This window comes from Novipirellula sp. (assembly GCF_041583735.1).
Classification (GTDB): Bacteria; Planctomycetota; Planctomycetia; order Pirellulales; family Pirellulaceae; genus Novipirellula.
Genome location: NZ_JBFHFD010000168.1, coordinates 1 through 14,414, shown reverse-complemented (window position 1 = coordinate 14,414; position 14,414 = coordinate 1). Strand labels below are relative to the sequence as shown.

Annotated in this window: 8 protein-coding genes and 2 tRNA genes; 5 read left to right on the top strand and 5 right to left on the bottom strand. The window is 54.6% G+C overall.

The window, feature by feature from the left end:
• Both ABX962_RS14435 and ABX962_RS14430 read left to right on the top strand, forming a co-directional pair.
• Positions 1-1,058, top strand: a 1,058-nt coding sequence (locus tag ABX962_RS14435; RefSeq protein ID WP_372720553.1) for a DUF1501 domain-containing protein, incomplete at its 5' end; no start/stop codon positions are given.
• A 123-nt stretch (positions 1,059-1,181) separates the two neighbouring features.
• A complete protein-coding gene (locus ABX962_RS14430; protein WP_372720551.1) occupies positions 1,182-2,099 on the top strand; it encodes a hypothetical protein in 918 nt (305 codons plus the stop codon).
• Between the two features lie 181 nt (positions 2,100-2,280).
• Here the strand turns inward: ABX962_RS14430 and ABX962_RS14425 are convergent, their stop codons facing one another.
• Positions 2,281-3,501: an NAD(P)/FAD-dependent oxidoreductase gene (locus tag ABX962_RS14425; RefSeq protein ID WP_372720549.1), complete on the bottom strand. Its 1,221-nt coding sequence runs from the start codon at positions 3,499-3,501 to the stop codon at positions 2,281-2,283.
• 45 nt (positions 3,502-3,546) lie between these two features.
• Positions 3,547-4,053, bottom strand: a complete 507-nt coding sequence (locus ABX962_RS14420; protein WP_372720548.1) for a MarR family winged helix-turn-helix transcriptional regulator — start codon at positions 4,051-4,053, stop codon at positions 3,547-3,549.
• Between the two features lie 692 nt (positions 4,054-4,745).
• On the opposite strand from ABX962_RS14420, the gene ABX962_RS14415 reads away from it, so the two are divergent.
• The 3 genes from ABX962_RS14415 to ABX962_RS14405 all read left to right on the top strand — a co-directional run bounded on the left by ABX962_RS14415 (position 4,746) and on the right by ABX962_RS14405 (position 12,761).
• Entirely contained in the window at positions 4,746-10,385 is a 5,640-nt protein-coding gene (locus ABX962_RS14415; RefSeq protein WP_372720546.1) for an SdrD B-like domain-containing protein, read from the top strand.
• Positions 10,386-10,639: 254 nt separating this feature from the next.
• Entirely contained in the window at positions 10,640-11,899 is a 1,260-nt protein-coding gene (locus ABX962_RS14410; RefSeq protein ID WP_372720544.1) for a hypothetical protein, read from the top strand.
• A 37-nt stretch (positions 11,900-11,936) separates the two neighbouring features.
• Positions 11,937-12,761, top strand: coding sequence for a mechanosensitive ion channel family protein (locus tag ABX962_RS14405; RefSeq protein ID WP_372720542.1), 825 nt, complete (start codon positions 11,937-11,939; stop codon positions 12,759-12,761).
• Positions 12,762-12,888: 127 nt separating this feature from the next.
• Here ABX962_RS14405 and ABX962_RS14400 read toward each other — a convergent pair whose 3' ends face one another.
• The 3 genes from ABX962_RS14400 to ABX962_RS14390 form a co-directional block, all read right to left on the bottom strand.
• On the bottom strand, positions 12,889-13,767 hold the full coding sequence (locus ABX962_RS14400; RefSeq protein ID WP_372720540.1) for a sugar phosphate isomerase/epimerase family protein: 879 nt from the start codon (positions 13,765-13,767) through the stop codon (positions 12,889-12,891).
• 290 nt (positions 13,768-14,057) lie between these two features.
• Positions 14,058-14,128 (bottom strand) — tRNA-Gln (locus ABX962_RS14395).
• Positions 14,129-14,331: 203 nt separating this feature from the next.
• A tRNA-Glu gene (locus ABX962_RS14390) sits at positions 14,332-14,404 on the bottom strand.
• Positions 14,405-14,414 lie beyond the last annotated feature (10 nt).

Here is a 14,414-nt window from a genome sequence, read left to right as displayed (position 1 = left end):
GCCAAAGTGGGATCGAAATCAGCGACTGGTTTCCTAATAACGTTTCACCGATCGACGACATCTCGGTGATTCGATCGATATGGACGACCGACGACAAACACGGCGCTCAGGGGCAATTCCACTCGGGACGGCACATGCTCGATCCACGCGTGCCGACCATCGGGGCCTGGATCAATTACGGCCTGGGGACCTTGAACGATAACTTGCCCCAGTTTATCAGCATGGGGCCACGTTTTTTTGATCGCCGCGACGGCCATGATCTTGGGCCGGCTTACGATTCGGTCGGTTTGAAGGTCGATCCCAAAAATCCGCTGGATTATGCCAGAGCTGAAAAAGAGGTGTCCGACCGTGAGCAGCGATTGGGGTTTGATCTGGTCAGCCAGCTTAACCGGCTGAATGAATCTCGGTTCCCACACGATGCCGCGCTGGAAGCAAGAACGAAGTCTTATGAGTTGGCGTTCCGAATGCAAACCGCAGTTCCCGACGTGATCCGGTTCGATGGCGAAACCGCAGAAACACATAAGCTGTACGGGTTGGACCAACCTGAAACTCGCGATTTCGGCCAGCAGCTACTGGCCGCTCGCCGGTTCACGGAACAAGGCGTCCGATTTATCCAGATCATGCACGGCGATGGTGCGGCAGGTGCTTGGGATCAGCACTCCAATCTGAAGAACATGCACAGCAAACTGGCCGGTCAAGTCGACCGTCCAATCGCGGGTCTGCTGACCGACCTAAAGCAACGAGGAATGCTGGATGAAACGCTGGTGGTGTTTGCCACCGAATTCGGTCGCACCCCAGGATCTCAAGGCAGCGATGGTCGCGACCACCATCCCTATGGATTCAGCGTCTGGATGGCTGGAGGAGGACTGAAAGGGGGCGTTGTCCACGGGGCGACCGACGAGATTGGATTCCACGCCGTCGAACAGCCCCATTATGTCACCGACGTGCATGCCACGATTCTTCATCAACTCGGTCTCAATTCGCACCGCATGGAGGTCCCTGGTCACAAGCGGCTCGAACAAGATTTCGGAACCGTGATCCACGACATCATCAGCTAAGCTGGTCATCCGCATCGTTGGTGCGGGCGATGGCACACGTCAAAAGAATGTTTTGTCAGTCCAGAGCCACTGCGATTGCGTTATACTTGACGACTTCCGCATTCTCGTCAGTGGAGCTTCGTTATGAGTAAGCTGTTTTTCGGTGGGTTGGTGTGCCTAGCGACGTTGTTGTTGGTGGGATGCATCGAAGAATCCGTGGTGGTGAAAGTTAATCGTGACGGCAGCGGGGTGGTTCACGTGCGAAGCTACCATCAAAAGGGCAATCTCGGTTTTTCGATCGGCAGTTCCAAGCAAGAAACGTCGTCAGAGAAAGATCCAAACGAGGGTTTGCCATCGGAGGAAAAACTGCAGGCGTTAGCCGAACGTTTGGGCAAGGGAGTGCGAGTCGAATCGGTGGCGGCGGCGACCAATCCGCAAGGCTGGAATGGTTTTGAAGTCGTGTTTGCCTTTGACGATGTCAACGATTTAGTGCTCAGTGATCAGCTGTTTGCGCTGGGACATAAATCCAAAAAGGATGCCGAAGACGCAGAGGGAACGGAAGCCGATTCCCCCAAAACCGGACCTCATGAAAAATTTTCGCTTGTCGAAGGGACGCGGTTTCAGCTTGAGGGCGACCGCTTGTTGATTTCTCGTGACAGTGACCATCAGCTTCAGGCGAATGCAAATCAGCAACCGCTGCAGGCGACCAAAGATCCGTTTGCCGAAGAGCCAAAATCGCCGAGTGTGGTTTCAATCACCGGTCCACAGATGGAAAAGTTCATGAGCCAAGTCTTGAAGGATGCGCGAATGGGACTGTTCGTGGAATTGGAAAGCGGAATCGGTGAAACCAATGCCCGTTATCATAACAAAGACCAAGTGACGCTTTTCAAAATCGAAATTGGGCCGCTGCTGGAGCAAAAGCCATTGGTCGACAAACTGTCGCGTTTAAGTCATCGGTACCACGGTGCAGAATTGCGAAGCGAAACGCAAAAACTCGCCGAACAAATCAAGGGCCTGAATATCGACATCGAAGATCAAATCAGCGTCCAGTTTGCCAAGTAAGCTTCGTCACAGCTTGATTTTGAAGTAGCGAAACTCTTGGAAAATTTTCGTAGTATTCGGCAAGCAACGAACGTCTCGCGAGACTTTCGCAACGCATAAAAGAGGCACAATCCTTTTGGAAAAAAAGCTTCTCAGCGTTGGCCCAAACGGCTATCAAACCGAAAGAGTACTGTCTATCTACTTAAGAGACTTTCATGGAGTCGATGTCACGGAACACTTGGTCAAGTTCCGGTTTGAAAAGGTCGCCAATAAGCAGGTCAGTGACACTGCCGCGGTGGTGTGGAAAGCGACGTATGAATTCTCCGAAACTGAATCCGTCGTAATATTCGCAGACCAATCGCCGCATTCGGTTCATCCCCTCGACGTACCCCGTCTCCCACTTTCCGATCTGCGACCGAGAGGTATCGCCGATTCGCAAGCCTTCGACAATCGCATCCGCAGCAAGCTCGCCCGACTTCATTGCCAGCAGCACCCCGGATGAGTAAAGCGGGTCGAGGAACCCAAACGCGTCTCCGACCAAAACCCATCCGTCGCCCGCAGCTTGCTTGGCCCGGTACGTGTAGTCCTTTGTCGCCTTTACCGGAGCCATTTGTTTTGCGTTGCTGATCCGCTCTTTCACTGCGGGACAGTTCTCCATTTCTTCGAAATAGGTGGACTCGTGGTTCCCTCTGCCCTTGAACAAGTAATCGAAATCCGCCACCACGCCGACGCTCACGATGTCATCGTGCATTGGGATATACCAGAACCATCCCTTTTTGTTTTGCAAACTTAGTACGATGGTCGCTCCCTCGTCTTTGCCTTGATCTCGATAGGCTCCCTCGTAGTAAGTCCAGAGTGCTCCCTTATTCAATTGCGTATCGGGCACTCGAAGCTTGAACTTGTTGATCAGCATGGAACTTTGCCCGCTGGCGTCGACAACCACATCGGCGTGAATTTCCTTTTGATTCCCGGCTTCGTCCAGGATTTGCACGCCGACAGCACGGTCTCCTTCGCACAGCACGTCAAGAACCCTCACGCCCTCGCGAACAACAACACCCTGTTCCTCTGCGTTTTTCAGCATCATCACGTCGAATTCGCTCCGGCGAATCTGCCAAGTCTGCGAACATTCGTGCGGTTTGTTGTCGTAAAAATAGAAGGGAGCCGAATGTCTGCCGGAGGGGCTGACGAACTGAACGCTATGCTTCTTGATAAAGTGACTCGACTTCATCTTGTCGAGCATCCCTAGCCGCTTCAGCACCCAATAGGTCTCTGGAATCAGCGACTCGCCGATATGGTAGCGAGGAAACCGCTCGCGTTCGAGAAGCTCTACTTGATAGCCTTGCTGGGCGATCAAAGTCGAAACGGTTGCACCGGCGGGACCACCACCGATCACAACGACACTGGGAGACTGACGGTTTGCCACAATTTTATCCTAATAAATGTCCGACGCATCAAAACGTGTGCGTCATTACTGATCGGCGACCGATAGGTGGTTGGGATTCTCGTGTGGTTGGCGGGCTTGCCGGAGCAAGTTGGCCAACTGACGCAAGTCCTTCTTGTTCAGGTGCCCCAACTGTTGTCGATGACATTCCTGGACCGCATCGTGAATTTGGTCGAGCAGCTGGAGGCCTTTCTCAGAGATACAGACTTCGACCACACGGCGATTCTCGGATTTCCGCTCACGGTTCAGTAGTCCTCGACGCTGCAAACGATCGAGCAGGCGAGTCATGTCGGGAGCACGCGAGATCAGCCGACTTCCCAACACCAACGTTGGCATCGCATCGGGGTAAATTGACTGCAACAGTCGCAAGGCGTTGTACTGCTGGGCAGACAAGCCTACCTGTCCGAACACGTCATCCTCCAGCGTCTTGAGACGATCGTAGGTCCGCCACAAGCTCAAGAAGACTTCTTGTTCTAAGGAATCGAAAGTTCGATTCGCTGCCGCCACAGCCGTATTTTTCGACGATTTAGCCATGCGGCAAAAATACACGTTGAAACAACTGTCGTCAAGACGGATATCATGCGACGCGGCACGGTTTCTTGCTTCGCGTTCATCTGGCTACCGAGCACCATTACGCTCGGGGAGCCTTTGGTTTCGTATTGGCCGCGTGACCGACAGCCCGCTTGAATGCTAAATCGGTGGCTCGCGTCAATACGCGACAGCCCGCGAAAACGCTTCAGTGCAATTGCTGGCCCTCCACCACGCTGCGGGCCGATGACAGCGAGGCAATATCACCATGGTGAGAAACCGATCTGCAGCGGGACTGCCGAATCGACGAGGTCCAAATCCATTTTCAAACCGACTCGAAGTACAAAGAACGCTTGCCCGTCTCGATTCAGATCTTTGACAATAAGGGACAGGTTGTCTGTTCCCAATGCGTGGAACCGGAGATTATGCGCCTATTTTGCAATCGGAAAAATCGCGTGCGAACGGATGTCGCCACAAGTAGTTGCCAACTTGCCACAACCGTCTTCACCGGACATCACGCGTCACAACTTGTCTTTCACGATTCGCCTTCACACTCAATTTTTTCGCCATCAATATAGCGACATTTCCAGAGGTGTCGCAAAAATTTGACATCGCGCTCCAGCGCCGATATATTCCTCCCCCAACACACAGGTGCAACCCCAAGACATAAAACGTTTATCTCTATAGAGGATTAACTGATGCCGTCGTCCGCTCGTTCGCTTGCTCGCTTCCTTTCGGCATCGTTCCAAAAATCTTCACGTAAAAGTCATCATTCTCTAACCCGTCGCCGAACATCACGCGCGTTCCTGGCGGAACAACTCGAAGACCGGCGGATGCTCGCGTCGTTGACGGGAATCAGTTTCCATGATGCCAACGGTGACGGCGTGCGAAATGCGACCGAAGATGTCCGCAGCGGCGTCACCGTCTTCCTCGATCGAAACAACAACGGTCAACACGATGGCGGTGAAGCATCGACCCAAACCGATTCCCACGGCGAATACACCTTTGAAAACCTAAATACGGGCGAGTATATCGTACGTCAAGTTGTGCCCGAGGACACCGTGACGACCACGCCGCTGTTCGACGACGCCTACTACGGATTCGCTTATATTCCGGGTGGAAATGGATCGATGCAATCCACCCGAATCGATCCGCAAAATGGTGATGTGCGTCGTCTGAGCCCGCCTTCGCGCAACTCGTTGCACGGGCTCGCCCGAACCAATGACGGCGAGTTTTTCGCGATCCAGGGTTTTGATCCGGACCGTTTTTTCTCGGTGGATTTCAGCACCAACCAGCACACGGTGATTGGGGAAATTGGATCCAATGCCGCATTCGGATTGGCCTACGACCCGAGCACCGACACGATCTACGGCATCGTAAATGACCCGGCCGATGGGCGTAACAAGTTAGCGACATTTGATCGCACCACCGGAGAGCCAACGTTGCTGGGTCCAGGAACCTACGAACTGACCGCGACGAGCAGTTTGGCGTTTGATTCCGATCGCGGAGTGGTTGTGGCATTTGACAACGCGGACGACCAGTTTTGGCAATTTGACCGGGCAGGCACCCCTTCGTTGCTGTGGGACACCGCGGGGCTCAATGGATGGGGATTGGCATACAATGGTAACGAATTCCTGCTGCAAGCGGGCGGTTTCAGCGACGGGGACCCGAGCCTACTGAATCGGTTGTTCTATCGAATCGATCCTTACCATCAATCGATCAAGGAAGAGTTTTTCGTTGCCTCCGAAGCGGTGCCGATGGACGCGTTGGATTACTTTCGCGTTGATGAAGCCCACTTGGTTTACGTCGCCGGAAGTGAAACCTTAACGAATCTCGATTTTGGCACGACAGCTCCTTACGGCGGCGTGCGAGGACTGAAATTCGAAGATGGAAATGGCAACGGCATGCGCGACCAGGGTGAAGGCGTCTTAGCAGGGGTGACTGTCTATTTGGATCTAAACGACAACGGCAGTCTCGATCTAACCGGCGACGGCAGCCCCGAGCCAAGCACGGTCACTGATGCGAACGGAAATTATGAGTTCACCGATATCCCGGTGGGTAGCCATGTGATCCGCGAAGTGGTGCCGCCCGATTATCGGCAAACGTTTCCCACGCTGGGCACTTCACGGCTATTTGCGACAGTTCTTAATGGACCGGGGAACGAAATTCGTGAGATCGACCCACAAACCGGTTCACTGATAAATAAGTTTTCAATTAACGGACTCAATTCATTCAACACCAACGGCCTCGCCTTCGACGGGCAAACGCTCTACGCACTCAGTTCCTCAGGAACAATGTTTGAAACGAATCCCGATGATGGTACGGTGCTGGACACATGGCAATTGCCCGGCGGACGTTGGGATGGCTTGGCAGTGCTCGACGGCGAGGTCTACGCCAACGATTTGATCTCGCGGCGGATTCTAGTAATCGACCCCGCCACGAACGCGATTGTTCGCGATCTTGATTTCGCGGGCAATCCAAATGTCGCTCCGTTCGGCGGGTTGGGTGAATTTACCGACGCTCAGGGCACAAATCTACTGCTTGGTCCAGTTGGCTCGTCTTCGCAAATTGGTTTAATCGATCCACGATCGGGTGTCGTCACAGGAATGATGACTCACCACGCCGTCAACGGCAGGGATCTTGGCTTGGCTGGCTTGGGTGGCGAAATCTATGTTGGGTTTGATGATATCGAGGGGACGGTCCAGGTCTTTGACGCAGAGAATTTATTGCAGCGAACGTTACGGGTAGGGCAGCGAGTGACGGCGTTGGCGGGTGCAGTGGCTAGTGACTCAGCCCATCGAGTGGAGGTTCATCCCGGACAAACGTTGACCGGGCTGGACTTCGGCAACCAAAGCCAGCTGGGCGAAATTCATGGCAGGAAGTTTGAGGACATCAATGGCAACGGAGTCGAAGATCAAGGCGACGTTCCCATGGCCGGGGTGACGATCTATCTCGATACCAACAACAATGGAGCACTCGACGAGGGTGAATTGTCGACACAAACCGCCGGCGACGGCAGTTATGCATTCGTCGCGATTCCAAATGGCGACTACGTCGTACGTGAGATCGTGCCGCGTGATTTTCGGCAAACCGCTCCGTCCACTGAAGCACGTTTGTTTGCCACAAACGTCGGAGCGAATCCCGATTTGATCGTCGAGCTCGATCCAATCAATGGCGACACATTGAATTCCTTCACCGCGCCTGGCAACACAAATACTGCTGGACATGGCATCGCTTTCGATGGAACGACGTTGTACTATGTCGACCTCGCATTTGACACGCTTTACGAATTGGATCCCAACGACGGATCGGTGCGGGATTCGACCCGGCTTCCCAACGGCGTCTTCGATGGCGTCGCAGCGATAGACGGTTTGGTCTATGTCATGGATACGGCGGCGGACGACATCCTTGTCTTTGATCCGGTCACAAACAGGACGATCGGTGTCCTCGATCTAAACGGTTTGAACCCAGGTTACTCGTTCAGTGGTGGTATCGGAGAGTCGGGCGATCGCACGCAGTTAGCCGTCACCACGACCTCAAACCAAATCGCGTTGATCGACCCGGCAACCGGCGTCGTCACCGGCAGCATGAACAGCACTGCAGGTCAAAGTTTTGCAGTCACCGGCTTTCAAGACGAGATCTATGTCGGCTTCGGCGGCAACGGGAACGTGCGAGTCCTTGACGAAAACGGTGGGCTTTTGAGGAGCATCAATCCAGCGTTCCCGATCTATGGGTTGGCGGGTTTCGGCGGCGATGGATCGCATCGCGTCACGCTGGAACCGAGCCAAGTGTTGACCGGTATCGATTTTGCGAACCAAAGTTTGCTTGGAAAAATTCAAGGCACAAAGTTTGAAGACGTCAATGGCAATGGGCAACGCGATCCCGACGAAGGTCCGTTGACGGGTGTGACGATTTTCCTAGACAAAAATAACGATGGTGTCTTGAACAATGACGAACGATCAACGACGACGGATGCAAGCGGTGACTATGAATTCGCGGATCTGCCGGCTGCAGACTATATCGTGCGTGAAGTCGTCCCGACTGGTTTCGCCCAAACGTTTCCGGCCATCGCCGAAGCGAGACTGTTCGCGACCCATGTCGCAGCATCTCCAGACGCGATTATCGAACTCGACCCAGACACCGGTGCGACTCTCCACAGCTTTCCTGCTCCTGTGAATCCCAATACTGGCGGGCATGGTTTGGCATTGGATGGCACGACTCTTTATTACGTCGACTATCTTTACGACCGGCTGTTCGAACTTGACCCCGAAGATGGCAGTGTTCGTGATACAACTCAACTTCCCAGCGGAAATTACGATGGCGTGGCCGCTTTAAACGGGCTGATCTACATATCCGACTTCGTCCTTGATGACATTCTCGTCTTTGACCCCACTTCCAACACGATTGTGGATCGACTGGACATCAATTCGTTGAACCCGGGTATCAATCTTCAGGGCGGACTCGGGGAATCAGGCGATGGCAGTCATCTCGTTGCGTCGACTGCTTCCTCCGATGTCATGCTCATTGATCCGCGAACCGGACGGGTCACAAGCAGCTTCGTCAACGGCATTACCGCTAATCGATTCGATGGAGGGGCCACTGGTTTTAATGGCGAAATCTATCTCGGTTTTGCGGAATCGTCCAATACGATCGTGACGTTTGACAATCACGGCCAACGGCAGCGATCGATAAACTTAGGCTTTCCGATCTATGGGCTTGGCGGGTTTGCTCAGGATGGCGGGCACCACGTTTCTTTGCTCGCATCCCAAACGATTCAGGACTTGGATTTCGGCAACATCTCGATCAACCAATCACCGATTGCCGATGCGGGTGGCCCTTACACGGTGAACGAAGGCGGGACGGCTATCTTAGATGGGACCGGCAGCTGGGATCCCGATGGCGATGCATTGACTTACGCCTGGGATCTGGACGGCGATGGTATCTTTGGCGAAACCGGTTCCGCGGCGTTGCACGGGGATGAAGTCGGAGCCAGACCAACCTACATCGCCGTTGGACTCGATGGACCGTCATCATCCCAAGTCGCACTGCGGGTCATCGATCCGCTAAGTGCCGAGGACGCAGCGACAACCACGGTCAACATTCAAAACGTCGCTCCACGCGTGACCGCCGTGACACTCAATAAGTCAAGCATTCAAGAGAATGGCACCGTCATCCTGACAGGAACGTTTGATGATCCGGGCACCTTGGACACGCACGACATCGTCATCGATTGGGGCGACGGTTCGCCGTCAACGACGGTGCAGCTTCGCGATAGTGAGCGTGGTTTCACGGCGTCACACCAGTACCTTGATGACACGCCGAGCAATTCGCCGTCCGACGACTATTCGGTGACGGTGCAGGTCACCGATGACGATGGCGACCAAGGCACGGGCGAAACCACCATCACGGTAGTCAACGAAATCCCCACAATCGAATCACTCTCGGGCACGGCGACGTTCACTCAGCCCGCGTCAGAAAGTGACGCTGTTACGATTTCTGGTGACTTCAGTGACGTCGGTCCGCTTGACACTCATACCGCAACGATCGATTGGGGCGATGGGACTCATTCAGCGGCGACCATCGTACAGGCAGACGGCACGTTTTCGGCGGACCATGCCTACGGTTCTGCCGGTATCTACGAAATCACTGTCACTTTGAGCGACGATGATTCGGGCACGGTTGTCGCGACCACGTCCGCTGTGGTGAGTGGCGTCGGCATCGTCGGCGATCGGCTGTACGTGATCGGAACCCCTGGCGATGACCATGTCACAATCAACCAACAGGGCAACGGCACACTCAAAGTGCATGCGGACTTTCTCAACAGCGGAAATTTTGTCACGGTGCCCGTACAGGACGTCCGTCAAATCGTGGCCCATTTGCTCGACGGCGATGACTTCCTAAGCATGGCCGGCAACATCGCGTTGCCATCGATTCTTCATGGCGGTGCAGGGGACGATCAATTAAAGGCAGGCCGAGGGCCTGCGGTCTTGTTAGGAGGCGCAGGGAACGACGAACTACAAGGCGGTAGCGGCCGCAATTTGATCATCGGTGGGTTAGGCGAAGACAGACTCAAAGGAGGCAACGACGATGACGTCCTTATCGGTGGGACGACGAATATCGACGAGAACGAGGAAGCGATCTGGGCGTTGTTAACCACTTGGAACTCGAACGAGCCTTATGAGAACCGCGTCGCTGCTATCGATTCGCTGTTAATTGTCAGCGACGATTCGGAGGAAGACAAGCTGAACGGACACTCCGGCCGTGACCTGTTCTTCCAGGGCCTGGAAGACTCGTTGCAGGACGTCAAGACCAAGAAGGACGCCGAGCAAGTCCTGTAGTCCAACCGTAACACGAAATAGCTCGACACCCCTGGATCGACGCTATCTCCTTGCGGACGCCCCCGGGGGTAACACGGTGAAGCATTTCTAGGCCAATCACCACCTTGTGGCGAAGGTAGCTACGAGAAAATACTTCACCGCGCCGCCCCTCCGGGGGGACACGCTTCAAGAGGACTATCGCATGCCCTCTCCATCGCGACTAAGATAGGTGAGCGAAAATGTTTGTCCGACGGTCCTGAAAAAAGCACATTGAAATGGAGGAGCCACAATCGATCTGGTCGTATATTGCCGTTTCCGATTTTGTGGTCCCGACACCGCCTGCGACCGATGCCGCCCGCGGACGATTGCGGCGGGCATGGAATTGGGCCCAGCGTTCGTTGCATCCCACATCCGCACAAACGAACGATGAAATGTCTCAGTGGGATCGTCCCTCCGACGAGCTGCTGAAATTGGTTTCGCCCGCGCCCGATTGGTTGGATGCGGCAAACGAGCTTGTCAATACACTCGGTGACGCTTGGTTCAATCCGGAACAGCCCGCTCGGCTGATCCAACCGCTTGTTGGTCCGCCAGGCTGCGACCTCTCGCACGTGCTGCAAGTGCTGGCTCAGCAAAAGCAACTCCCCTCCCTTCCCGTTCTCGACCCCGATCCAAATTCGATATTGGGATCATCCAATCGGTGGGAAGCATCATTACCGGCTTCCGCGGCGGCAGAGACGGGGAACGAAACAAACACCGAGATCTTGATCGTTCCCCACTTAGAAAAATGGTATTTACGCCATGAAGATGGCCTGTCCCCGGTGCGACAACTCGTCGAGCAGTTCATTACCTGTCGTACTCGGGTGTTGGTCGGATGTGACAGTTGGGCCTGGGCCTTCCTGCAGCACGCCATTGGCATCGAAGACATCCTCGGTCCGCCGCTGACCTTGGCACCGCTGGACGCAGTCCGCATCGACGCTTGGTTTCGCCACACGTTGCCGGTGGAACGAATCGAGTTCCGGCGGACCAGCAACGAGGAACCTCTTTACCCCGAACTGCGGGACACGGGTGATTCAAACGAGCATGAACGATCCACGCTGCCTAGCGGAAGATCCGATATTTTGAACAGTCTGGCGGTCAACTCGCGAGGTAACCCTGGTGTGGCAAGGGCAAATTGGAATGCATGCCTCCGCACACTTAACCCAAACAGCGATGCGTCGTCAGCGCTCGCTCGTGAACCGGGATCGCTTCTGTGGGTCGTCTCGCCCGACAAACTCACGCCGCCGCAATTCCCCATCCATAGTGACCGCATGCACCGCTTTGTTTTGCATGCGGTGCTGCTGCATGGCGGTCTTTCATTCGCCTCGCTTGCCGCAATCCTGCCGTTTTCACGGGATGAAATCCATCGCCGCGTGAGCGAACTGTGCAGGGCACGCATTCTGGACGAACAGAGCGATATATTGCGAGTGCACTTGGTCGCGTACCCGATGGTCCGGCGAGACCTGCAAAGCGAAGGATTTCTAACCGATGCATTTTGACCCCCACCCTTTGGCGTTCGCTTAGGAGCCATTCATCATGCCCGACGCCACAGCATCGCAAGAAGAGGTGACACGGATCCTCCGCGAATGGAGTGAAATCCATTTATTTGAGGCGACCTTCGTGCTTGCCGCAGGCTTCACATTGGCCTGGATCATCAAATGGATTGTCCCCAGACTTGCCGAACGGGTGCCGGATCGATTTCGCTTGTGGATCCTGCCTTGGGAACCGATTTTGCGAGCGGTGATGCTGCTGTTTGTGGCTGCCTACATCATTCCGCTATTCATTTACCCCACGCCTCAAAACTTGCTGGCGATCTCGGGTGCCTTGGCCGTCGCACTAGGGTTTGCCTTCAAGGACTACGCCAGCAGCTTGATTGCGGGCGTGGTGGCGTTGTACGAACGGCCCTATCGAAACGGAGATTGGGTGCGGATCGATGATACCTACGGCGAAGTCCGATCGCTTGACTTGAGAACCGTTCAGATCGTGACTCCTGATGACACGGTGGTCGCGGTGCCCCACGGCAAAATATGGTCCACGGCGATCTACAACAACAACACCGGCAAACGAGAACTGATGTGCGTTGCCGACTTCTATTTGCATCCCGATCACGATGGCCAATTGGTAAAGCAAAAGCTCAGCGAGGTGGCCTTGGCGAGCCCCTACCTGCAACTGCACAAGCCGATTCTCGTGGTGGCGGCCGAAAAACCTTGGGGCACGCACTACCGGCTAAAAGCCTACCCGATCGACGGCCGAGACCAGTTCCAATTCATCACCGATTTAACGCTACGCGGCAAAGCAATGCTCCGCCGCATCGGCGTCCAACCAGCTGACGTCAGCATGGCGGCACAAGTCACCGGCTAGTTTTCAGCTAGCCTGACGTCGCCCCAAAATCGGTCGCGGAATTCGTGCGTGGATTTCAATCAAGCGTGATCGGGCTGAAACCCTCGACAAGTTCCGCGGCGGGATGAATGCACGGTGCGAGTTTGGGCTACATCTTTTTTAGGTATGCCATGCTCTGACGGATGCTTGCCAGCGGATCGGGCGACTGGTCTTGCTCAACATGACAGTGGACCACGCCCGCCTCGGCGGCCGCTTTAAAAATCGGTTCCATTGGGATGACTCCGTCTCCGATCTCTTCAAAGGCCTCGTTGGCCACCCCGTTGTAGGTCGGCACAGGCGTTTGTTTGCTCAAGTCCTTTAAGTGCAACTGCGACACACGCCCTTTCAGTTTGCGAATGAGCTTTGCAGGATCGTGACCAGCGAGCTGAACCCAAAAGATATCGATCTCAAATTTCATCGCGTCCGAAAACTCATCCATCAACACTTCATAGCCATACCGGCCTCCTTGCATTGGCTGGAACTCAAACGCATGGTTATGGTACGCCAATTGGATCCCCGCCGCCTGAGCTTCTTCGGCCGCCTTGTTGCAGCGATCTGCGGTGACTTTATAGTCGTCCAGCGTGGTGCGATTTTTATCGGCTAGGTAAGGAACCACCAAATGAGTCAGCCCGGCATCCTTGGCCTTTTGCAAAATCTCGGCAAATGGCGGCACTCCTTTGTCATCGGGATTGACCACCGAATCCCATTCGAAATGCGAGGAATGAAGGGCAAGTCCATTGTCACGAGCGGCATCGATCATCGGCTTCGCATTGGGAAACCCGTACGGTTCGACCTGCTTGTAACCCGCATCGGCGACGGCCTTCAATGTCCCGGCAACATCGTCTTTGATTTGGTTCCGCAAGGTGTACAACTGGATCCCGATTGCGTTTCGGTAGACGTTGTCTTTATCCAACGCAAAAACCAGCCGTGGTGTCAAAGCGGCCGCCGACATCGCGACACTCGCACCCAGAAATTGCCGTCGTTTCATCTTGGTCGTCCGTAGAGAGGCGTCCGGAAAGAGAAGAGGGATCAGCCGATATTGTAGTCCAGACGAGCTGGACACGATTGACGGTTTTTCATCCGTCGCAAGGGCTGTCGCAGGTAGGGCCTAAATTTATCAGCAACGGTGACGGTAACCGCGACAAATCCGAAGGTGGTTCCATCGGTGTCGATCTCGAGCAATGCACCGAATACCCTAAACCGAGCACCCTGAAACGAAAAACGCCCGCAGGTTGCGGGCGTTTGATGACTTGGGACGTTACATGTTGGGAACGTCAGCTACCCCGCAAGGACTCGAACCTTGAATGACTGAACCAAAATCAGTAGTGTTACCATTACACCACGGGGTAGAACTTCGCTTAGTTTAGCAATACTTTGCCGAGTTCAGAAGAGGAGCTTTGTTGCTCTTTTGAGGTTCGTCCAAAAATTTTAAGGGACGCCCCTTCTCCTGTCCTCCTTTCCGCTTGCCAGGAATCTCGACAAGATTCTTGACAACGAAAAAACCCCGTGGCTTCGAGACGTTGCTCTCACCACAGGGTTTTATGTGTATCAGTGACCCCTACGGGACTCGAACCCGTGTTACCGCCGTGAAAGGGCGGTGTCCTGGACCGCTAGACGAAGGGGCCATGAATTGTG

What these genes read in the sequence shown, in the direction of transcription:
- ABX962_RS14430 (WP_372720551.1), top strand. Translation starts at nt 1,182, where the DNA reads ATGAGTAAGCTGTTTTTCGGTGGGTTGGTGTGCCTAGCGACGTTGTTG.
- ABX962_RS14405 (WP_372720542.1), top strand. Translation starts at nt 11,937, where the DNA reads ATGCCCGACGCCACAGCATCGCAAGAAGAGGTGACACGGATCCTCCGC.
- ABX962_RS14420 (WP_372720548.1), bottom strand. Translation starts at nt 4,053, where the DNA reads ATGGCTAAATCGTCGAAAAATACGGCTGTGGCGGCAGCGAATCGAACT.
- ABX962_RS14410 (WP_372720544.1), top strand. Translation starts at nt 10,640, where the DNA reads ATGGAGGAGCCACAATCGATCTGGTCGTATATTGCCGTTTCCGATTTT.
- ABX962_RS14400 (WP_372720540.1), bottom strand. Translation starts at nt 13,767, where the DNA reads ATGAAACGACGGCAATTTCTGGGTGCGAGTGTCGCGATGTCGGCGGCC.
- ABX962_RS14415 (WP_372720546.1), top strand. Translation starts at nt 4,746, where the DNA reads ATGCCGTCGTCCGCTCGTTCGCTTGCTCGCTTCCTTTCGGCATCGTTC.